The organism is Mycobacterium sp. Root265 (assembly GCF_001428895.1).
Lineage (GTDB): Bacteria > Actinomycetota > Actinomycetes > Mycobacteriales > Mycobacteriaceae > Mycobacterium.
The window spans coordinates 264,977-286,144 of the sequence record NZ_LMJA01000002.1 but is presented as its reverse complement, the minus strand read 5'-3'; the positions used below and the strand labels follow the sequence as shown (position 1 = coordinate 286,144).

Sequence of the window (21,168 nt, the reverse complement as noted above, 5' to 3'; positions counted from 1 at the left end):
GCGCGGGTGCTTGATTCGGCGTAATATCGAACACAAGTTCGAATGCAACGTAGCTCCCAGCACGACTCGGTGAGCTGCAGACCGCGACTCCGGTCGCCGATTGGTTCGATGGTCCCACGGGACTGGTCGGACCGTATTGACTGATCGTGCCCTTGGGGCACCTTCTGTGAAAGTCGGTATCCACTATGGACGCCACCCATCTCGACACGTTTGTCGATGCGTTGATTGACGACCTCGCTGTTGCGCCACCGGGTGAGGACGGTGAGCGCCGGCTGTTTGATCTGTTGGACTGTCCCCGCCGCATCGTCGATGAGCAGCCCCTGCTGGCGGTGCTGGTCGCTGCGGTCACCGCGCGCAATCTCCTGGATCATGTGATCGCCCAGGCGGTTACGGCCACCGAGCGGCTTGGGATCCCGGCACGTAAGCATCTTCGCTCGGGAGCTGATCTGCTCATGAGTTGTGGTGTTGCGCCCGGCGCGGCGTACCGGGCCGCGCGGGTGGGGCGCGCGGCACACACGCTGCCGGCGTTGACCCGGGCCCAGCGCCTCGGCGGGGTCGGCATCGAGTTCGCCGACGCCATCGGCAAAGGGGTCACCCACATCAGCGCCAGGGTCCCGTTGTCCGAGGAGGAGCGAGCCATGGTCGTCACCACGTTGATGATTCAGACCACGCCGTCGCAGGTGGCCGAGAAAGCCCGCGAGATCGCCATCGACAAAGCCGCCACCCAACCAGTCGAAGACGGCACGGTGCCGGTCGCGGAGAACCGCGACCTCAACGACCTGACCCTGGTGCAGACCGATGACGGACGAGTCACCGCCACCCTGGATCTCGACGTGCTCACCGGCGAAGAACTGCTCGCCGCGCTCGATCCGCTGTGCCGGCCGATACCCCTGCCAGACGGCTCACCAGACCCACGGCCGACCGGGCGTCGCCGCGCCGATGCGTTCGGTCAGGTGATGCGCACCTACCTGTCGCACTCACAGCGTCCGATGAGCGGTGGCGTCCTCCCGCATGTCACGCTCATCCGACCTGCTGCAGATGGGTCCGTGAACTCCCTCGGGTTCACCGGACCGATCAGCATCGTCACCGCTGACCTGATCACCTGCGACAGCACCCTCACCACGGTGACCGTCGACCCCGCCGGGGCGCCGCTGGACGTCGGACGCGCCGAGCGACTGTTCACGCCCGTGATCCGGAAAGGGTTGGCAGTGCGTGACGGTGGGTGTGCGTATCCGGGATGCGGGTGCCCGGTGTCGTGGTGCGATGCCCACCACATCACCCCGTGGAGCAGCGGGGGCACCACCAGCATCGACAACGGCGTGCTGCTCTGTCGACTGCACCACACCGCGATCCACCACGGCGGCTGGCAGGTCTACCTCGGCGCCGACCGCCACCCCTGGTTCATCCCACCCCACAACCCCGGCGAACCCGAGCAGGCGCACCTGCGCTCCCACGCACGACGCACCATGACCGACCTACCCACCGCTGCATAGCCAAACCCTTTGCGCACCTTGATAACTACACAGAGAAATCACACGCGGCGGGAATCGGCACACACCACCGAGCCGGGCCCGCCACGACGAATCCGCGGTACAACCCTGCGACGCTGCGCATCCCGAGGTCGCGGGTGCGCGGCTCAGTCCTCGCGGGAATGCCTGCCGCGGCTCGGCCGCGAATGCCGGCCGGTGGACTCGGCCTGATCGGGGGCGGTCGGCTGCTCGAGCGGCTGGAACCATCCCTGCTGGTCGGTGTGAAAACCGTTGCGGGCCTGACTGATCTGGCCGTCTGCGGGGGCGGCCAGCAGATCGTCGAGGATGCTGCGCCACGCCGCGTCATGCGGCCGCGCTTCCGGTTCGGGCGCGGGTGCCGGTAGGGACTCGGGCTCGGGTGCCGGCTCGGGCTCGGGCTCGAAATCCTGAACCGGCTGCACCTCGTCGGTGACGTGCTGCCAGGTCTCGACCGGCCCGGGATGCCAAGCGTCGGCGGGCGCAGGCAACGGATGCTCGACGTGTTCGTAGAGGCGGTCGGTGGGCGGCTCGGCGGGCTCGTCGACGACGGCCGGGATGAGGTCGGTCGGCGGGTCCGCGGCGCGGATCGCCTGCTGCCAGTCCACGGTGTACTCGACGTAATCGTCCTGATCGTCCCAGTCCTCGTCGAGCGAATGCTGCTCATCGACCGGGTGCACCTCCGGTGCCTGCACGACAGCACTCGGGGCGGCCGGCGCGGTCACGAAGCCGCGCAGGAAGATCGCGCCCACCACACCGACCAGGGCGATGAACGCCGGCAGCAACAACGACTGCGCCAGCGCCTGGGAGAACGCACCATGCAGATATCCGGGCAGCGCGGGGGCCGGACCCTCAGCGGTCACCTCGACACCGGCAGCGGAGAGTTCCGCACTGATCCGGATCGTCATGAACGCCGCCATCGCGGCGCTGCCCAGCACGGCGCCCACCTGACGTGTCGCGTTGTAGACCCCGGAACCCGCACCCGCGGACTCCGGTGACATGTTTCGGGTGGCGGTCGCGGCCAGCGGCGAGAAGATGAAAGCCATGCCGATGCCCATCGCCGTCAGCGGCAACAGCAGCCGCCAGATGGGCGTCGCCGGCGTCAGTTCGAACGACAGCCAGGTCAGCGCGATCGCCAGGGTGGAGAAGCCGAAACCGATGACCGGCGTCGGGTGGGTGCGATCGACGATCCGCCCCACCAGCGGCGCCAGCACACCGGAGGCGATCGCCATCGGTGCGGTCAGCAGCGCCGAGCGGGTGTAGGACAGCCCGGCCACCACCGGCGCATAGAACATCACCGGCAGGATCATCGCGGTCACCACGAAACCGATGACGGCGCCGCCGAGGGCGGACAGCGTGAAGTTGCGGTCGCGGAAGATCCGCAGCGGGATGAGCGGTTCGTGCGGATTGATCGACTGCCAGTAGACGAACGCCACCAGCAGCGCGGCCCCGGTCGCGAGCACCGCCCAGATCCACGGCTCCCACTGGTGCGACTGCCCCTCCTGCAAAGCGAAGACGATGAGGAACATCGCCAGACCCGACAGCGCGACACCCAGGATGTCGAAGCGGTGCAGGGTGGTGGGCAGGGTCGGCACGAGCCACAGCGCCAGGCCCAGACCGATGATGCCGATCGGCACGTTGACGAAGAAGATCCACTGCCAGCCCAGTCCGTCGACCAGGAGCCCGCCCGCGATCGGGCCGACCAGGGTGGCCACACCGGCCGTCGCGCCCCAGACGCTCATCGCCACACCGCGCCCGGCGGCCGGGAAGATCCGGGTGATCATGGACAGCGTCTGCGGGGTCAGCAGCGCGGCACCCAGACCCTGCACCACCCGCGCCGCGATGAGCACTTCGATGGAGCCGGCCAGCCCGCACCACAACGAGGCGGCGGTGAACACCGTCAGGCCGATCAGATACAGGTTCTTCGGGCCGAACCGGTCGCCGAGCCGGCCCGCCACCAGCAGCGGAACCGCGTAGGCGAGCAGATAGGCACTGGTCACCCAGATGACACCGTCGTAGTCGGTGTCCAGCGCTTCCATGATCCGTTTGTTGGCGACGGCGACGATCGTGGAATCGACCAGGATCATGAAGAACCCGACCAGCATCGCCCACAGGGCGTGCCACGGGTTGGCTTGGCGGGCCTCCTCGGTCAGCCGGGGGGCCACGGGCGCGCTTCGGTCAGAGGGGTTCTCGAACATCTACTTCGTCATCAGGAGATCGGCGATCTGCCCGACGCTACGGACCCGCCCGATTTGCGACAAGTCAGGGCCGGTCACACCGGGAAACCCGGCGGCCGGTGATCACGCCGGTTCGGACAGTGGATCGCCGAGTACCTCGGCGTCTCCGGGGGCTTCTCCGTCGCGGGACGGGAGCCCGACGAACACCATCGCGCCCAGCGCGATGGCCGAACCGACCAGCATCACCAGCGCCAGCGCGAAGTCGTTGTTGCCCAGCATCCCGACCACCGGGGCCGTGATCGCGCCCAGGCCGAACTGCGCGGCGCCCAGCAGAGCGGCCGCGGTGCCCGAGGCGTCGTGATGCCGCGACAGCGCGACGGCCGGCGCGTTCGGCAGGACCAGGCCCATCCCGCCGAGGATCACCAGTACCGGCGCCAGGAATCCGGCCAGCCCGGCGACCCCGGTCACCGCCAGTACGACGAACACGATGGCGGCAATGACGGACACGATCAGGGCGACGAGCATGATCGCCTGCGGGGTGAACCGGCGCAGCAGGACCACGTTGGACTGGGTGGCGCCGATCAGGATGATCGCGCCGGCGGCGAACACCAGCGCGAAGGACTGCTGGTTCAACCCGTAGTCGCCCTGCAGCACGAACGGCGCGGCGGCGATATAGCCGAACAGCCCGGCCATGCTCAGCGCGGCCACCAGCACCAGCGTCACGAACCGGACGTCGCGCAGAAGCTCGCCGTAGGTGGCGACGATGGAGCGCACGTGCAGCGGACGCCGATTGGGCACCGGCAGCGTCTCGGGCAGCGCCAGCGCGGCGAGCAGGAGCAGCAGCCCGGCCAGCACCACCAGGACGGCGAAGATCCAGTGCCACGAGGCCTTGAGCAGTACCACCGCACCCAACGACGGCGCGATGACGGGAGCGACACCGAGCACCAGGATCAGCCGGGACATGACGGTGGCCGCGGCGGAGTCCACGTAGAGGTCGCCGACGACGGCGACGGCCACCACGGCCGCGGCGGCGGCACCGAATCCCTGCAGCACCCGCCCGGCGCCGAGCACCTCGATGTTGGGCGCGAACAGGCAGATCAGGGAGGCCACCATGTGCAGCGAGATGCCGGCCATCAGCGGAATGCGCCGCCCGAGCGAGTCCGAGAGCGGTCCGATGATCAGCTGCCCGAAGGCGAGCCCGGCCAGGGTGCCGGTGAGCGTCAACTGCACCACCGACGAGGACACCGAAAGGTCCTCGGCGATCCGCGGCAGCGCCGGCAGATACATGTCGATGGTCAGCGGGCCGAGCGCGATCATCAGTCCCAGGACGGCGATCATCCGGAGCCTGCTGGGCGCCACTGGCTCGGTTGTCACGCCCAGGGATGTTGCCACGACTATGGCCAGCGTCGCACCGCCGCATTTTCTTCCCGGTCGGCCAGTGACCGCCGTCACTGTGCGGGCGGGCACGCGGACTGGACCCCCACTCGTTGAACGGACACTAACCTGGGTATTCGACAGGCACCGTGGGAGCCGATCCCAGGGATGCGATGGGAGAAACCACCGATGAACGCTCGGTCCAGCAGCAAGAATCTGCCCGCGGTCCGCGAGGGATCCGACGAGGATCCCAGTGCCGCCGCCAAGGCCCTGTCCCAGATCCTGGAGCGCAGCACCCGGTTGCAGGCGCCGGCCGTCACCGCGTACGTGGACCGGTTGCGCAAGCAGCGCCCCGACGCCACACCGGCCGAGATCATCACCTCGCTGGAGAAGCACTACCTGGCCGCGGTGATGGCCAGCGGCGCCGCGGTCGGTTCGGCTGCCGCGTTCCCGGGTATCGGCACGCTCGTGGCGATGTCCGCGGTCGCCGGCGAGACCCTGGTGTTCCTGGAAGCGACGGCGGTGTTCGCGCTGGCGGTCGCCGAGGTGCACGGCATCCCCGCCGATCATCGCGAGCGACGCCGCGCGCTGGTGCTGGCCGTACTCGTCGGCGAGGACAGCAAGCGTGCGGTGGCCGATCTGCTCGGCGGCGGTCGTACCAGCGGAGCATGGATCTCCGACGGGGCCGCGACGCTGCCGCTGCCCGCGGTGTCGCAGCTGAACAACCGGTTGCTGAAGTACTTCGTCAAGAAGTACGCCCTCAAGCGCGGGGCGATCGCGTTCGGCAAACTGCTGCCGGTGGGAGTCGGCGCGGTGGTGGGTGGCGTCGGTAACCGGTTGATGGGCAAGCGAATCGTCAAGAATGCGGCCCTCGCGTTCGGCAGCCCGCCGCCGAGGTGGCCGTCGACCCTACACGTGCTGCCCTCCGCCCAGCTGTGAGTGACAAGTGACACTCTCGTGGTGAGGGTGTGTTCTGAGGCGTAGCCTTTAGTCGGCCAAATGCGGGAAACCGTAAATAATCAGCGGGCGGGCGACGCCGGACTTCGCCTGCCGGGACAGACGGAATCGGGGCGAAACGCTGCTGTGAGCAGTTCACCATCACCTTTTGGACAGAACGAGTGGCTCGTCGAAGAGATGTATCGCAAATTCCGCGAGGATCCTTCGTCGGTGGACCCGAGTTGGCACGAGTTCCTGGTGGACTACGCCCCCGAACCGCTTGACACCCCGGGCCAGAAGTCCGAGCCCGCCGCGGCCAAGCAGACCGCCCCCGCCAAGCCTGCCGCACCCGCGAAGCCCGCGCCCGCCGAGCCCGCCCCGGCAAAGGCCGACGCGAAGGCTGAGGCGAAGGCCGAACCGAAGGCCGCCCCCAAGGCCGAAGCGTCGACGCCGAAGGCTTCCGCGCCGGCCAAGAAGGCCGAGCCCGCCCCGGCCGCCAAGAAGCCCGCACCCGCTGCCCCCGCCGCCGAAGGCGACGAGAACACCGTGCTGCGCGGCGCTTCGGCCGCCGTCGTCAAGAACATGAACGCCTCGCTGGACGTGCCCACGGCCACCAGCGTGCGGGCCATCCCGGCCAAGGCGATGATCGACAACCGCGTGGTGATCAACAACCACCTCAAGCGCACCCGCGGCGGCAAGATCAGCTTCACCCATCTGCTCGGCTACGCCATCGTGCAGGCGGTCAAGAAGTTCCCGAACCTGAACCGGCACTTCGCCGAGGTGGACGGCAAGCCCAACGTCGTCACCCCCGCACACACGAACCTCGGCCTGGCCATCGACCTGCCCGGCAAGGACGGCAACCGCACGCTGGTCGTCGCGGCCATCAAGCGGTGCGAAACGATGAAGTTCGGCCAGTTCATCGCGGCCTACGAGGACATCGTGCGGCGCGCCCGCGACGGCAAGCTGACCGCCGAGGACTTCGGCGGCGTGACCATCTCGCTGACCAACCCGGGCACCATCGGCACCGTGCACTCGGTGCCCCGCCTGATGCGCGGCCAGGGTGCGATCATCGGCGCCGGCGCCATGGAGTACCCGGCCGAGTTCCAGGGCGCCAGCGAGGAACGCATCGCCGAGCTCGGCGTCGGCAAGCTGATCACCCTGACGTCGACCTATGACCACCGCATCATCCAGGGTGCGGAGTCCGGCGATTTCCTGCGCACCATCCACACGCTGCTTCTCGACGACGAGTTCTACGACGAGATCTTCATGGAGCTGGGGATCCCGTACGAGCCGGTCCGCTGGCGCATCGACAACCCGGACTCGATCTTCGACAAGAACGCCCGGATCATCGAGCTCATCGCGGCCTACCGCAACCGCGGTCACCTGATGGCCGATATCGACCCGCTGCGGCTGGACAAGACCCGCTTCCGCAGCCACCCGGACCTCGACGTGCTGACCCACGGCCTGACGCTGTGGGATCTGGATCGCGAGTTCAAGGTCGACGGTTTCGCCGGCGCCGAGTACAAGAAGCTGCGCGACGTGCTCTCGGTCCTGCGCGACGCCTACTGCCGGCACGCCGGCGTGGAGTACACCCACATCCTGGAGCCCGAGCAGCAGAAGTGGATTCAGGAGCGCGTCGAGACCAAGCACGACAAGCCGACCGTCGCCGAGCAGAAGTACATCCTGTCCAAGCTCAACGCGGCCGAAGCCTTCGAGACGTTCCTGCAGACGAAGTACGTCGGGCAGAAGCGCTTCTCATTGGAGGGCGCGGAGACCGTCATCCCGATGATGGACGCCGCGATCGATCAGGCCGCCGAGCACGGACTCGACGAGGTCGTCATCGCCATGCCGCACCGCGGCCGGCTCAACGTGCTGGCGAACATCGTGGGCAAGCCCTACTCGCAGATCTTCGGCGAGTTCGAGGGCAACCTCAATCCGTCGCAGGCGCACGGCTCCGGCGACGTCAAGTACCACCTCGGCGCCACCGGCACCTACCTGCAGATGTTCGGGGACAACGACATTGCGGTGTCGCTGGTGGCCAACCCGTCGCACCTGGAGGCCGTCGACCCGGTGCTGGAGGGCCTGGTCCGCGCCAAGCAGGATCTGATCGACTTCGCCTCCCCCGAGGAGCACGAGGCGTTCTCGGTGGTGCCGATGATGCTGCACGGTGACGCCGCGTTCGCCGGCCAGGGTGTGGTCGCCGAGACCCTGAACCTGGCGCTGCTGCGTGGGTACCGCACCGGCGGAACCATCCACATCATCGTCAACAACCAGATCGGCTTCACCACGTCACCGCACGACTCGCGGTCCAGCGAGTACTGCACCGACGTCGCGAAGATGGTCGGCGCGCCGATCTTCCACGTCAACGGTGACGATCCCGAGGCCTGCGTCTGGGTGGCCAAGTTGGCCATGGACTTCCGGCAGCAGTTCGGCAAGGACGTCGTCATCGACATGCTGTGCTACCGCCGTCGCGGGCACAACGAGGGCGATGACCCGTCGATGACGCAGCCCGGCATGTACGACGTGATCGACACCAAGCGCGGTGTCCGCAAGACCTACACCGAGGCGCTGATCGGCCGTGGTGACATCTCGATGAAGGAGGCCGAAGACGCGCTACGCGACTACCAGGGCCAACTGGAGCGGGTGTTCAACGAGGTCCGCGAGCTGGAGAAGCACGAGATCGAGCCGAGTGAATCGGTGGAATCAGACCAGCAGACCCCGAAGGGGCTGAACACCGCCGTCGATAAGTCGGTACTAGCCCGGATCGGTGACGCGCACCTGGCCGCGCCGGAGGGCTTCAACGTCCATCCCCGGGTGCAGCCTGTGCTGGAGAAGCGCCGCGAGATGGCCTACGAAGGCAAGGTGGACTGGGCGTTCGGCGAGCTGCTGGCACTGGGATCGCTTGTCTCCGAAGGCAAGACGGTTCGGTTCACCGGCCAGGACGTCCGGCGTGGCACGTTCACCCAGCGGCACGCGGTGATCATCGACCGCAAGACCGGCACCGAGTTCACACCGCTGGATCTGCTGACCGCGGATGCCGACGGCAACCCGACCGGTGGACGCTTCATGGTCTACGACTCGGCGTTGTCCGAGTTCGCGGCGGTGGGCTTCGAATACGGCTACTCGGTGGGCAACCCCGAGGCGATCGTGTTGTGGGAGGCCCAGTTCGGCGACTTCGTCAACGGCGCACAGTCCATCATCGACGAGTTCATCTCCTCCGGTGAGGCAAAGTGGGGCCAGCTCTCCGACGTCGTGCTGCTGCTGCCGCACGGCCACGAGGGCCAGGGACCCGACCACACGTCGGGGCGCATCGAACGCTTCCTGCAGGTGTGCGCCGAGGGTTCGATGACCGTGGCGATGCCTTCGACCCCGGCGAACTATTTCCACCTGCTGCGCAGGCACGCCCTCGACGGTATCCACCGGCCGCTGATCGTCTTCACCCCGAAGTCGATGCTGCGCAACAAGGCTGCGGTCAGCGAGGTCAAGGACTTCACCGAGATCAAGTTCCGCTCGGTGCTCGAGGAGCCCACCTACGAAGAGGGCATCGGCGAACGGTCCACGGTGAAGCGGGTGCTGCTCACCAGCGGCAAGATCTACTACGAGCTGGTGGCCCGCAAGGCCAAGGAGAAGCGCGACGACGTGGCGATCATCCGCATCGAGCAGCTCTACCCGCTGCCGCGGCGCCGGCTGGCCGCCACGCTCGACGAGTACCCCAATGTGTCGCAGTTCTTCTGGGTGCAGGAGGAGCCGGCCAACCAGGGTGCCTGGCCGACGTTCGGGCTCTCGCTGCCGGAGTTGTTGCCGGAGAAGCTGACCGGGATCAAGCGGATCTCCCGGCGGGCGATGTCGGCTCCGTCCTCGGGTTCCTCGAAGGTGCACGCGGTCGAGCAGCAGGAGATCATCGACGAGGCGTTCGCGCCGTAATCTCGTTCGGACCAGAGAATGGGGCGGGATTCCGAAAGGGGATCCCGCCCCTTTTTCGTGCCGGCGACGGCCCCGGAATAGCCGGGCCGGCGGATCGCTTGTAGATGCTGCCCGACGCGGTCTCGCGCGGACATCACGACCAGGAGAGGCACGCGCGTGAACTATTCGATCATCGGCTCGGGCAACATCGGCTCGGCTGTCGCCACTCAATTCGCCCGCACCGGAATCGATGTCGCCGTCGCCGGTTCACGGGGCCCCGAGTCGGTGGCGCCGCTGGCCGAGCGGTTGGGCTCGCACATTGCGCCGACCGCGGTCGCCGAGGCCCTGACGGCCGACGTCGTGGTGCTCGCCGTCCCGTTCGAAGCCGTGCAGGGGTTGGTGGAGCAGGTCCCCGACTGGGGTGGGCGCATCATCGTCGACGCGACGAACGCCATCGACTACACCGACTTCTCCCCCGCCGACCTCGGCGGACGTGCATCCTCGGATGTGGTGCAGGACTGGGCCGTCAACGGCCGGGTGGTCAAGGCGTTCGGTCACACCTGGGCCAAGGTGCTCGCCCGTGAACCCGGTGACGGCAACGGCGGTCGCCGGGTGCTGTTCGTATCCGGCAATCATTCCGACGCCAACGCACAGGTCGCCGGGCTGATCGAAACGCTCGGGTTCGAGGCGGTCGATCTCGGCCGCAACGATCAGGGCGGATTGTTGCAACAGTTCGGTGGACCGCTGACCACACGCAGCTTCATCTCGCAGGCGATCAGCGGCAGCACGCCGCCCGAGATGGATCTCGCCGGCGCGTCCTGAGCGGTGGTGACCTCAGGGGTCAGAAGCCGAGCAGTCCCAGCGGGATCGGCGACTCACCATTGGCCAGCGATGTCATCGCTCCGGGGCAGAACGCCGAGATCGCGAACCCGGTGAACATGGTGGCCGGCCCGATGGGACGCCCGATCGTGTCCGAGACCTGCCCGGCGACGTCGGCGAGGTTCTGACCCCCGTCGGCCAGCATCGGGCACACCGACTGTCCCGCCGAGACGGCATCGGCCGGGTTGATACCGCTCAGGCCCGAGCCGTCCAGGGTGTTCAGGAAGTCGCCGGCCGGATCGGCCTGGGCGGGGGCGGCGGCCAGCAGACCGGCGGACAAGACAGCACCGGCGGCAACCGCGAATCGCAAACGCATCATGGTGGGGGCATCGCTGCGCGCGCAGGCTTCGTTACAGCGCAACGCACAAAGTGCACCACCGAGCAACCAATGGGATGCGTTCTGCCACTGGGCATCGCGAGACGGTCGTCACATCATGATCGGATGCACCTTCTGACTGTCGATGACCGTGCCGTCCGGGTTCAGACAGCAGGTGACCCCGAGAACACGCCGGTGCTGGTGTTGCACGGCATCTCGCGCAGCCTCGAGGACTGGTCCGAGCAGGTGGAGCGGCTGTCGCGGCGCTTCTATGTGATCGCTCCGGACCAACCGGGGTTCGGGTTCTCGGCACGCCGCGACGGGCCCGCCGATCTGGTGGCACTGGCCGACGGGGTGGCCGGCACCCTCGCCGAACTCGGCGAGAACCGCCCGTGTCACGTCATCGGCAATTCGCTCGGCGGGGCGGTCGCCATGCAGCTGCTGGCGTCCCACCCCGACCGGGTGGCCAGCCTTACCCTGGTCAACAGCGCCGGCTTCGGCGCCGAGGTCACCCCGCTGCTGCGGATGTTGTCGCTGCCCGGGCTGGGCCGTTATGCCGCAACCCACAGCACCCCGGCCGGCACCCGGCTGATGGAACGCCGGATCTTCGCCGATCCGGCGCTGGCCACCCGCGAGCGCGTCGAGCACGCGCTGCGCATCGCCGCGCAGCCCGGCACCGGGGCGTTCCTCTACGAGATCGCCAACCATCTCGGCACCGCCCGCGGGGTACGGGCGCAGTGGCGTGACGCGCTGCTGGCCGCGGTGGCCGCGCATCCCCGGCCCACCCTGGTGATCTGGGGTGAGCGCGACCGCATCCTGCCCGCGGCACACCTGGAGGCGGCCCGGCGGCAGTTCCCCGGCGCCCAGGTCCATCTGTTCGCCGGCACCGGGCACATGCCACAGATCGAGCGGCCCGACGAGTTCGCCGACCTCGTCACCGCGTTCGTGGAGAACGGGCCGACCCTGTCGGCATCGGTACCGCCGGTAACGGCTAAGGTCGAACGCAATCGAGCAACAGTTGGTCACGACAGGAGTGTGCGCATGGAGGGCTTCGCCGGGAAAGTTGCCGTCGTCACGGGGGCAGGATCGGGCATCGGGCAGGCCCTGGCCGTCGAGCTCGGCCGTTCGGGCGCCAAGCTGGCGATCAGCGATGTCGACACCGAAGGCCTGGCCGTCACCGAGGAGCGGCTGAAGGCCATCGGTGTGGAGGTCAAGGCCGACCGCCTCGACGTCACCGAGCGGGAGGCCTTCGAGATCTATGCCGACTCGGTCAAGCAACACTTCGGCAAGGTCAACCAGATCTACAACAACGCCGGCATCGCCTACAGCGGTGACGTCGAGGTCAGCTCCTACAAGGACATCGAGCGCGTGATGGACGTCGACTTCTGGGGCGTCGTCAACGGCACCAAGTCCTTCCTGCCGCACCTGATCGAGTCCGGCGACGGTCACGTCGTGAACGTCTCCAGCCTCTTCGGCATCTTCTCGGTGCCCGGCCAGGCCGCGTACAACTCGGCGAAGTTCGCGGTGCGCGGCTTCACCGAGGCCCTGCGCCAGGAGATGGCCGTGGCCAAGCACCCGGTCAAGGTGACCTGCGTGCATCCGGGCGGCATCAAGACCGCGATCGCGCGCAACGCCACCGCCGCCGAAGGCATCGACGTGCAGAAGATGGCCAACGCGTTCGACAAGAAGCTCGCCAAGACCAGCCCGGAGAAGGCCGCCAAGATCATCCTGGAAGCCGTCCGCAAGGACCGCGCCCGGGTCCTCGTCGGCGCCGACGCGAAGATCCTCGACGTGTTCGTGCGGATCACCGGTTCGGGCTATCAGAAGCTGTTCTCGACGGTGGCCAACGGCCTCATCCCGAAGTGACTAGTGACCGAGCGGGTGGGCGTCCAGCCAGGCACTGGCCACCGCCCCCGGCTCGGCCCCACCGGCCACCTCGGCGCGCATCTGCGCCAGCGCATCGGTGTCGAGCACTCCGGCCAATTCGTTGACCGAACGTAACTGCGTCTGGCTCAAGGTGTTCCGGCGGAAAACCGGCACCACGTTCTCGGCGCGGATCAGCGCAGTCCGGTCCGACAGCATGGTCAGGTCCTCCGGGAAATCGGGGGCCGCCGCCGACGTCCAGGCGATGTCGATCTGACCGCTGCGCAGCGCCGCCCACAGCACCTCGGCGTCCGGGAACTCCTCGGAGGCCGGTGGTGTGCAGGTGCCGAACGACTCCGGTAGCCGCGTCCCTTCCACCGCGCCGGGTTTCAGCGAATCGCAGCGGGCGATCAGCGCGGTGACGTCACCGGCCTCCCACTTCGCGGCGGTCGGCGCGGTCACCGCGACGACCGGCTTGTCCGATGTGCCGTCGGCATAGTCACCGGCGCCCAACCCTTCGGGCAGTGCTCCGACCATGGCGCGATACACCTGCGCCGCCGACCGTGCCGCGGCGTCGGGGGCGAACCGGGTCAGGACGTCACCAGTGAACGCCGGGGCCACATCGATCTCGCCGGAATCCAGCGCCGCCAACGGATCCGGCGTGTTCTGCACATGCGCCGGGCTGCCGTAATAGCGCAACGCGGCGGCATACAGGTGCGCCAGCAGCGCCGACTGCCCGTCGGCACCGACCGACACCGACGGCGGGGGCGGCGCCTGCCCGCCACAGCCGGCGATCAGCAGCGCGACCAGCGCGACTGCCCACCGCCGCATCGTCGACCGGATCTCAGACGCCGGAGGCTTCCGCGACCGCAGCGGCCACCGCGGGACCCACCCGCGGGTCCAGCGCGCTCGGCACGATGTGGTCGGTCGCGAGATCGTCGCCCACGACCGAGAAGATCGCATGCGCGGCAGCGACTTTCATCTCCTCGGTGATGCGGCGCGCACCGGCGTCCAGCGCACCCCGGAACACACCGGGGAAGGCCAGCACATTGTTGATCTGGTTCGGGAAGTCGCTGCGACCGGTGGCCACCACCGCTGCGTACTTACGTGCGGCGTCGGGATGGATCTCCGGGTCGGGGTTCGACAGCGCAAACACGATGCCATTGGGCGCCATCGTCGCGATGAACTCCTCGGGCACCAGACCGGCGGAGACGCCGAGGAAGACGTCGGCGCCGGTGAGCGCCTCGGCCACGCCGCCGGTGAGTCCGCGCGGGTTGGTGCGCTGGGCCAGTTCGGCCTTGAAGGAGTTGAGGTCGCTGCGACCGCTCTCCACGATGCCCTTGCTGTCCAGCACGACGATGTCGCTGATCCCGCTGTTGAGCAGGATGTTGGTGCAGGCCACCCCGGCCGCACCGGCACCGGAGACCACGACCTTCAGGTCGTGGATGTCGCGGTCGAGCACCTTGACCGCACCGAGCAGTGCGGCGAGCACCACGATGGCGGTGCCGTGCTGATCGTCGTGCATGACCGGGCAGTCCAGTGCCTCGATGACGCGTCGCTCGATCTCGAAGCACCGCGGTGCGGAGATGTCTTCCAGGTTCACCGCGCCGAACGTGGGCCGCAGCCGGATCAGCGTCTCGACGATCTCGTCGGGATCCTTGGTGTCCAGCACGATCGGGATGGAGTTCAGCCCACCGAAGGTCTTGAACAACGCGCTCTTGCCCTCCATGACCGGGAGCGAAGCCGCGGGGCCGATATCGCCGAGGCCGAGCACCGCGCTGCCGTCGCTGACCACGGCCACCAGACGGTTCGCCCAGGTGTACTTCTTGGCCAGCGTCGCATCGGCGGCGATGGCGCGGCTGACCTGAGCGACACCCGGGGTGTAGGCGATGGAGAGTGCGCGCTGGGTGTCCAGCGGTTCCTTCAATTCGACCGAGAGTTTGCCACCCTCGTGGGCCGCGAAGATCTCCGCGTCATCAATGACAACCTGTGGGGTCTTGACCAATTCCGACACGGCCGTCACGTTACTTCACCCAAGGAACTCACAGGCACCGGTTCCCTGTCCGTGAGAGGTTGGAAACGCGACTGACGAGTAACATTCGGCCACGGGGCATGCGGTTGCGCCCCCCGATGATGGAGGTCGCGATGCCGTCTTTCCGCCCCCTGCCACCGTCGATGCTGAGGCCGGCCGGGCGTCGGATGCCCGACCTTCCCGACGCTTCGGGCATTCACGTCCCCGTCTCGCAGTCGGTCGTCGACTGCGGCGTCTACAGCGCGGGCGCCCGTCTGCCGGGCAAGTACACCCATGCCGCCGCGCTGAACAAGGTGCGCGAGATCGAAGCCGGCGGCGGCAGCGCGTTCGTCTGGATCGGCCTGCATGAACCCGACGAGCATCAGATGCAGGCCGTCGCGGAGGTGTTCGGGCTGCACGAGCTGGCCGTCGAGGACGCGGTGCACGCGCACCAGCGGCCCAAGCTGGAGCGCTACGACGACACGCTGTTCCTGGTGCTCAAGACGGTCAACTACGTCGAGCACTCCTCGATCAGCAATGCCCGTGAGATCGTCGAGACCGGCGAGATCATGGTGTTCGTCGGCGCCGACTTCGTCGTCACCGTGCGCCACGGCGACTTCAGCGGCCTGGCGGGCGTGCGCAAGCGGATGGACTCGTCACCTGCAAGTTGCGCGCTCGGACCGTACGGCGTCATGCACGCGATCTCCGATCATGTCGTCGATGCCTACCTCGACGTCACCGATCTGATCGAGACCGATATCGATGCCATGGAGGAGAACGTCTTCTCGCCCACCAGCACCACCGACATCGAGCACATCTATCTGCTCAAGCGCGAGGTTGTGGAGTTGCGCCGGGCGGTCGCGCCGCTCAGCCAGGCGCTGCAGCGCATCGGCAGCGATCACAACGACCTCATCTCCAAGGAGGTGCGGCGCTACATGCGTGACGTGCTCGACCACAACACCCAGGCCGCCGACCGGATCGCCAGCTACGACGAGGTGCTGAGCTCGCTGGTGCAGGCCGCGGTCGGCAAGGTCTCGATGCAGCAGAACACCGATATGCGCAAGATCTCGGCCTGGGTGGCGATCGCCGCGGTGCCGACCGCGCTGGCCGGCATCTACGGGATGAACTTCGACTACATGCCCGAACTGCATCAGGTGTGGGGCTACCCGGCGGTGCTGCTGCTGATGCTGGGCGTGTGCACGCTGCTGTACCGGACGTTCCGGCGCAACCACTGGCTCTGACGTGGCCTAGGACGGCTCGGAGGCGCGGCGGTTCGCGTCGAGCACGTCCACCCCGTCGCTGCGCCAGGCCTCGCGCATCGCCTCGGCACCCTTGAGCCGCACCCAGGCCGCTTCGGTCGGGGTGATCGGGGTGGCCTGCAGGATCGTCACATCCGACAGCGGATCCGGTAGCGCGACATCCTCGATATCGCTGGGGCCCAACAGGAATGCGGTGAACGGCGCGTTCTCGAACAGCGGGCCGCTCAGATCGATCAGCGCATCGGGTTCCAGCACCAGTCCTTCCACCGAGGGCGCGGCCGCCAGCACCGCCATGGACCGGGCCAGGCCGGCGGGGCTCGGGGGCCGTAGCGACACCACCACCTCGGCCCTCGGCCCGTGCTGGGTGTCGGTGACGAAGTCGGTGGGGTCCACCATCGGATAGCGCGAACAGCCCACCGAGACAAAGTGGTTGACGCCGCCGGCGTCAGGTCCGTAGCGCAGCACCGAGATCCGCTCCGCGCCCAGGAAGGTGACATTCGCCTCGGCCGGGTCGCCGAGCACACCGGCGGCGGTGAAGTGCGCCTGCAACCGGTTGCGCACCTCAGCCGGTACGTCGACCACTAGCCGGCGGGCGGGATGGACAGATTCACCCCGGTGTCGCCGTCGAAGATGATCAGCTTGGAAGTGTCCACCGCCAGCTCCGCCTTCTTGCCGGCGGACACCTTCGAATCGGCCGAAACCCTTGCCACGAACTCGTTTTCGCCGGCACCGGATTCGGCGGCCAGTTCGGCGAGCTGAGCCGACTTCGCGCCGGATCCCTCGGTGCGGAAATGCAGGTACTTGTCGGCGCCCAGGGACTCCACCAGGTCGACGTCCACCTCGAAGGTGAGGCCCTTGATCCGGGTGTAGGAATCGACCAGCGCGGCGTCGTCGAAATGCTCGGGACGCAGGCCGGCGATCACGTTGGTGGGCTTGGGATGCTGCGCCAGGACCCGCTGCGCCTCATCGGTGAGCACCACCTCGTCACCGAACGGCAGCTTGATACCGCCGTCGGTCAACGACGCCGGGAAGAAGTTCATGCCGGGCGAGCCGATGAAACCGGCGACGAACAGGTTGGCCGGGGTGTTGTAGAGCTCTTCGGGAGTACCGATCTGCTGTGCCACACCGGCCAGCATCACCACCACCCGGTCCCCCAGCGTCATCGCCTCGGTCTGGTCATGGGTGACATACACCGTGGTGGTGCCCAGCCGGCTCTGCAGGCGCGCGATCTCGGTGCGCATCTGCACGCGCAGCTTGGCGTCCAGGTTCGACAGCGGCTCATCCATCAGGAATGCCTTGGGATCACGCACAATCGCCCGTCCCATCGCCACCCGCTGGCGCTGCCCACCGGAGAGCTGCCCGGGCTTGCGGTCCAGCAGCTCCGCCAGATCCAGGATGCTCGCGGTCTCTTCGACCTTGCGCGCGATCTCGTCCTTGCCGAGCTTGGCCAGGGTCAACGGGAACGCGATGTTCTGCCGCACCGTCATGTGCGGGTACAGCGCGTAGGACTGGAACACCATGGCGATGTCACGGTCCTTGGGCGCCTTGTCGTTGACCCGCTCCCCGCCGATGCGCAGATCTCCGGAGCTGATGTCCTCCAGGCCCGCGATCATGTTCAGGGTGGTCGACTTACCGCACCCGGACGGTCCGACCAGGATGATGAACTCGCCGTCGGCGATGGTCAGCGACAGGTCCTTCACCGCCGTGGCACCGCCGGCATAACTCTTGGACACGTTCTCCAGCACGATCTCGGCCATGAATTACCCCTTCACCGCGCCGGAGGTCAACCCGGCCACGATCCGTCGCTGAAATATGAGCACAAAGATGATGATCGGGACGGTGATGACCATCGCCCCGGCCGCGATCGACCCGGTCGGCTCCTCGAACTGCGAGCTTCCGGTGAAGTTGGCGATCGCCACCGGCGCGGTGATCGCCCGCTCGGTCGCCGTCAGCGACAGCGCCAGCAGCAGGTCATTCCAGGCGAAGATGAACACCAAGATGCCTGCGGTAACGATGCCGGGGGCCGCCAGCGGTGCGATCACCTTGCGGAAGGCCTGCCCCGGCGTGGCGCCGTCCATCTTGGCCGCCTTCTCCAGATCCCATGGGATCTCCTTGAAGAACGCGGACATGGTGTAGATCGCCAGCGGCAGGGCGAAGGTGATGTAGGGAATGATGAGGCCCGGCCAGGTGTCGAACAGCCCGAGCCGGCGCTCGATGTTGAAGATCGGTGTCACCAGGGAGATCTGGGGGAACATCGCGATCAGCAGTGCCACCCCGACCAGGACCTTCTTGCCGGGGAAGGCCAGCCGCGCGATCGCGTAGGCGGCCATACCGCCGATGACGACCGCGATCACCGTGGTGATCAGGCCGATGCCGATGGAGTTGACCAGCGCCGAGGTGAAGATGTTGCCCTCGAAGATGGCCTTGTAGTTCTCGAAGGTGATCTCCGCCGGAATCAGCTTGCCGTCCTTGACCGTTGACGACGACTTCAACGACAGCGACAGGATCCAGAGCACCGGGAACAAGGCGTACAGCACCACGATGACGTTGATGACCGCCCAACCGGTCGCGCGGCGGGCCCCCACGTTCTCCGCCATCTAGCGGCCCTCCTCGTCCGCGCCGGGTGCCGATGCACCGAAGATCTTGATGAATATGAAGGCGATCACCGCGACGCACAGGAAGATCAGCACGCTGATGGCCGACCCCAATCCGAGGTTGAATGCCTTGAACAGGTTGTCGTAACCGAGGATCGACACCGACCCAGTGTCGTTCGCACCACCGGTCAGCACATAGATGTTGTCGAAGATGCGGAACGCGTCCAGGGTGCGGAACAGCAGTGCCACCAGGATCGCGGGTTTGATCAACGGAATGATGATCTTGGTCAGCCGCTTCCAGCCGCCGGCCCCGTCGACCTGCGCCGCGTTCAGCAGATCCTGCGGCACCAGCGCCAGACCGGCCAGCAGCAGCAGCGCCATGAACGGCGTCGTCTTCCACACCTCGGCCAGCACCACGATGGCCAGCGACGGAAGTTGTTCGGTGAGTGGCGCGCTGCCGGTCGGGAGCAGGTTGGCCAGGTACCCGGTGCCGGGCGTCCAGGCGTAGTACCAGCTGTAGGACGCCGCGACGGTGACGATGCCGTAGGGCACCAGGATCGCGGTGCGCACCGTGCCCCTGCCGAAGATGGTGCGGTGCATGACCAATGCCAGGGCCATGCCGAGCACGAACTCGATGGCCACCGAGACGATGGTGATGCCCAGCGTCACGGCGAACGCCGTCCACCAGTACCGGTCGGTGAGGATGGTCTGGTAGTTCTCCAGGCCGATGAACTCGACGTCGTCGGGGGCGGCCAGGTTGTAGCGCTGCAGGCTCAGCCAGACGGCGTAGAAGATCGGGTAGGCCGTCACCGCCAGCATCAGGAAGACGGCCGGGCTGATCAGCCAGAAGGCCAACCGCCGTTCGGCGCGCGTGTCGTCCGAGCCGATCTTGGCGCTCACGGAATCAGCCCCTTGCCGTCGATGGCCTTCTGTACCTGCACGGCCAGTTCGTCCGCGGTGCGTTCCGGGTCGATGTCGGTGATCGGCGCCAGCGCGGCGGAGATCCGGGTCGACACCGCCTGATACACCGGCGTCGCCGGGCGCACCGCGGCGTTGGTCAGCTGTTGCCGGATGATCTCGTACTGCGGGTACTTCTGCTGGAAGGCCGGATCGTCGTACAGCGAGGCCCGCACCGCGGGCAGGCCGCCCTCGACCGAGGTGTAGCGCTGGTTGTCGACATTGCGCAGGCAGCGGATGGCCTCGAACGCCTCGGCCTTGTGCTGGGTGTTCTTGCCGACGGCCAGGTTGAGACCACCGAGGGTCACCCGCGCGGGCTCGCCGTCACGCACGCCCGGGAACGGCGCGAAACCGAACACCTTCTTGCTGGCCTCATACGCGACATCGAACTGTTCGTCGGTCGGCGAGAAGCTGCCGGAGTCGTTGATCGCGCCGGCCAGCGCGGGATCCTCGTTCAGCGGCAGGAACGCGACACCACCCTTGACGGCGTTCTCCAGCATGGAGGGCAGCACGAACGGCCAGTTGACCTCCAGTGCGGCTTTGCCCTGTTCCAACGCCAGGCGTGCGGTGCCCTCGTCGGTCTGGGTGATCGACGGGTCCGCACCCGGTGCGGTGGCAACGTCTTTGATGATCTGCAGCGCCTTGACGGTGGCCGCCCGGTGCTCGGGGGTGTCGGTCAGCGTGACGGTCTTGCCGTCGTCGGAGAGCACCTGTCCCCCGGCGCTTTCCAGCAGCGTGTTGAACCACACCACCAGACCTTCGTACTGCTTGCCCTGCACCGCGATCCAGCTGGGTCCGCCTGCGGCGTGCTGGCGCTTGGCCTCTGCCACCATCGCGTCCCAGTCAGCCGGCGGTGCGGGCATCAAATCTGCTCGGTACCAGAGCAATTGAGTGTTGGTCGTGATCGGCGCCGCGTACAGCTTGTCCTGCCACTTGGCAGTCTCCAGCGGGCCGGGCAGCGTATTGGCTCCTGCATCGGATTCAGCCTGGCCCGCGGGATCATCCGACAGCGGCAACGCCCAACCGGCTTCGGCGAATTCGGCCGTCCACACCACGTCCAGGGCCATCACGTCGAGCGATTTGTCGTTACCGGTGAGCCGGCGTGCGAGCTGCAGCCGTTGATCGTCGGCGCCCTTGGGCAACGACACCTGCTTGATGGTGAACCGGCCGCCGAGCTGCTCGTTGCACTTCTCGGCCACCGCCGTGAACGTTGCCATCTCGTTGGCCGGCGTGTAGTAGCTGATGACGGTGCCGCCCTCGGCCTCGCCGCACGCCGTGGTCACCGAACCGACCGTCAGCGCGGCCATCACCCCGGCGCAGAGTCGTCGCTTCAGCACTTCCGGCCTCCGTCTGCGTTGATGGCACCGCCGGAGCGGCTCCGGGCGAGAACGTCC

The 21,168-nt window shown here is 67.5% G+C and carries 16 protein-coding genes and 1 pseudogene; 7 read left to right on the top strand and 10 right to left on the bottom strand.

What is annotated here, in order from left to right:
- Positions 1 to 185: 185 nt before the first annotated feature.
- Entirely contained in the window at positions 186 to 1,493 is a 1,308-nt protein-coding gene (locus tag ASE48_RS04655; protein WP_057165847.1) for an HNH endonuclease signature motif containing protein, read from the top strand.
- A gap of 143 nt (positions 1,494 to 1,636) precedes the next feature.
- Here the strand turns inward: ASE48_RS04655 and ASE48_RS04650 are convergent, their stop codons facing one another.
- Both ASE48_RS04650 and ASE48_RS04645 read right to left on the bottom strand, forming a co-directional pair.
- Positions 1,637 to 3,610 carry an MFS transporter gene (locus tag ASE48_RS04650; protein ID WP_235570816.1) on the bottom strand — a complete coding sequence of 658 codons (1,974 nt, stop codon included), beginning with the start codon at positions 3,608 to 3,610 and terminating at the stop codon, positions 1,637 to 1,639.
- 195 nt (positions 3,611 to 3,805) lie between these two features.
- Entirely contained in the window at positions 3,806 to 5,020 is a 1,215-nt protein-coding gene (locus ASE48_RS04645) for a multidrug effflux MFS transporter (RefSeq protein ID WP_082614005.1), read from the bottom strand.
- Between the two features lie 225 nt (positions 5,021 to 5,245).
- Here ASE48_RS04645 and ASE48_RS04640 point away from each other — a divergent pair, with 225 nt between their 5' ends.
- From ASE48_RS04640 to ASE48_RS04630, 3 genes are all read left to right on the top strand, one after another.
- Positions 5,246 to 5,995 carry a hypothetical protein gene (locus ASE48_RS04640; protein WP_057166002.1) on the top strand — a complete coding sequence of 250 codons (750 nt, stop codon included), beginning with the start codon at positions 5,246 to 5,248 and terminating at the stop codon, positions 5,993 to 5,995.
- A 144-nt stretch (positions 5,996 to 6,139) separates the two neighbouring features.
- Positions 6,140 to 9,916 carry a multifunctional oxoglutarate decarboxylase/oxoglutarate dehydrogenase thiamine pyrophosphate-binding subunit/dihydrolipoyllysine-residue succinyltransferase subunit gene (locus ASE48_RS04635; protein ID WP_082614004.1) on the top strand — a complete coding sequence of 1,259 codons (3,777 nt, stop codon included), beginning with the start codon at positions 6,140 to 6,142 and terminating at the stop codon, positions 9,914 to 9,916.
- A gap of 156 nt (positions 9,917 to 10,072) precedes the next feature.
- The gene (locus ASE48_RS04630) at positions 10,073 to 10,717 is read left to right on the top strand and encodes an NADPH-dependent F420 reductase (RefSeq protein WP_082614003.1); all 645 of its coding nucleotides are present in this window, start codon (positions 10,073 to 10,075) and stop codon (positions 10,715 to 10,717) included.
- Between the two features lie 19 nt (positions 10,718 to 10,736).
- On the opposite strand, the gene ASE48_RS04625 is transcribed toward ASE48_RS04630, so the two are convergent.
- Positions 10,737 to 11,054 carry a DUF732 domain-containing protein gene (locus ASE48_RS04625; RefSeq protein WP_442928683.1) on the bottom strand — a complete coding sequence of 106 codons (318 nt, stop codon included), beginning with the start codon at positions 11,052 to 11,054 and terminating at the stop codon, positions 10,737 to 10,739.
- A 108-nt stretch (positions 11,055 to 11,162) separates the two neighbouring features.
- On the opposite strand from ASE48_RS04625, the pseudogene ASE48_RS33335 reads away from it, so the two are divergent.
- Both ASE48_RS33335 and ASE48_RS33330 read left to right on the top strand, forming a co-directional pair.
- Positions 11,163 to 12,008, top strand: a pseudogene (locus ASE48_RS33335) (alpha/beta fold hydrolase); the annotation flags it as partial.
- Between the two features lie 123 nt (positions 12,009 to 12,131).
- Complete coding sequence (locus ASE48_RS33330; protein WP_057166001.1) at positions 12,132 to 12,956, top strand: SDR family NAD(P)-dependent oxidoreductase; 825 nt, start codon at positions 12,132 to 12,134, stop codon at positions 12,954 to 12,956.
- Here the strand turns inward: ASE48_RS33330 and ASE48_RS04615 are convergent, their stop codons facing one another.
- The gene (locus tag ASE48_RS04615; protein ID WP_057165843.1) at positions 12,957 to 13,784 is read right to left on the bottom strand and encodes a glycine betaine ABC transporter substrate-binding protein; all 828 of its coding nucleotides are present in this window, start codon (positions 13,782 to 13,784) and stop codon (positions 12,957 to 12,959) included.
- 13 nt (positions 13,785 to 13,797) lie between these two features.
- The gene (locus ASE48_RS04610; RefSeq protein WP_057166000.1) at positions 13,798 to 14,967 is read right to left on the bottom strand and encodes an NAD(P)-dependent malic enzyme; all 1,170 of its coding nucleotides are present in this window, start codon (positions 14,965 to 14,967) and stop codon (positions 13,798 to 13,800) included.
- A 131-nt stretch (positions 14,968 to 15,098) separates the two neighbouring features.
- Here ASE48_RS04610 and corA point away from each other — a divergent pair, with 131 nt between their 5' ends.
- Positions 15,099 to 16,205 (top strand): magnesium/cobalt transporter CorA, encoded by a 1,107-nt coding sequence (gene corA / locus ASE48_RS04605; protein ID WP_057165999.1) that lies wholly within the window; start codon positions 15,099 to 15,101, stop codon positions 16,203 to 16,205.
- Positions 16,206 to 16,211: 6 nt separating this feature from the next.
- Here the strand turns inward: corA and ASE48_RS04600 are convergent, their stop codons facing one another.
- Genes ASE48_RS04600 through ASE48_RS04580 form a run of 5 tightly spaced genes read right to left on the bottom strand, consistent with a single transcriptional unit; the run spans position 16,212 to position 21,111 of the window.
- Positions 16,212 to 16,805, bottom strand: a complete 594-nt coding sequence (locus ASE48_RS04600) for a suppressor of fused domain protein (protein ID WP_057165842.1) — start codon at positions 16,803 to 16,805, stop codon at positions 16,212 to 16,214.
- Positions 16,805 to 17,980, bottom strand: coding sequence for an ABC transporter ATP-binding protein (locus tag ASE48_RS04595; protein ID WP_057165841.1), 1,176 nt, complete (start codon positions 17,978 to 17,980; stop codon positions 16,805 to 16,807). Before ASE48_RS04595 ends, ASE48_RS04600 begins: the two co-directional genes overlap by 1 nt.
- A 3-nt stretch (positions 17,981 to 17,983) precedes the next feature.
- Entirely contained in the window at positions 17,984 to 18,808 is an 825-nt protein-coding gene (locus ASE48_RS04590; protein ID WP_200962077.1) for a carbohydrate ABC transporter permease, read from the bottom strand.
- A 12-nt stretch (positions 18,809 to 18,820) separates the two neighbouring features.
- Positions 18,821 to 19,717, bottom strand: a complete 897-nt coding sequence (locus tag ASE48_RS04585) for a carbohydrate ABC transporter permease (protein ID WP_057165839.1) — start codon at positions 19,715 to 19,717, stop codon at positions 18,821 to 18,823.
- Entirely contained in the window at positions 19,714 to 21,111 is a 1,398-nt protein-coding gene (locus ASE48_RS04580; RefSeq protein WP_156409044.1) for an ABC transporter substrate-binding protein, read from the bottom strand. Before ASE48_RS04580 ends, ASE48_RS04585 begins: the two co-directional genes overlap by 4 nt.
- Positions 21,112 to 21,168 lie beyond the last annotated feature (57 nt).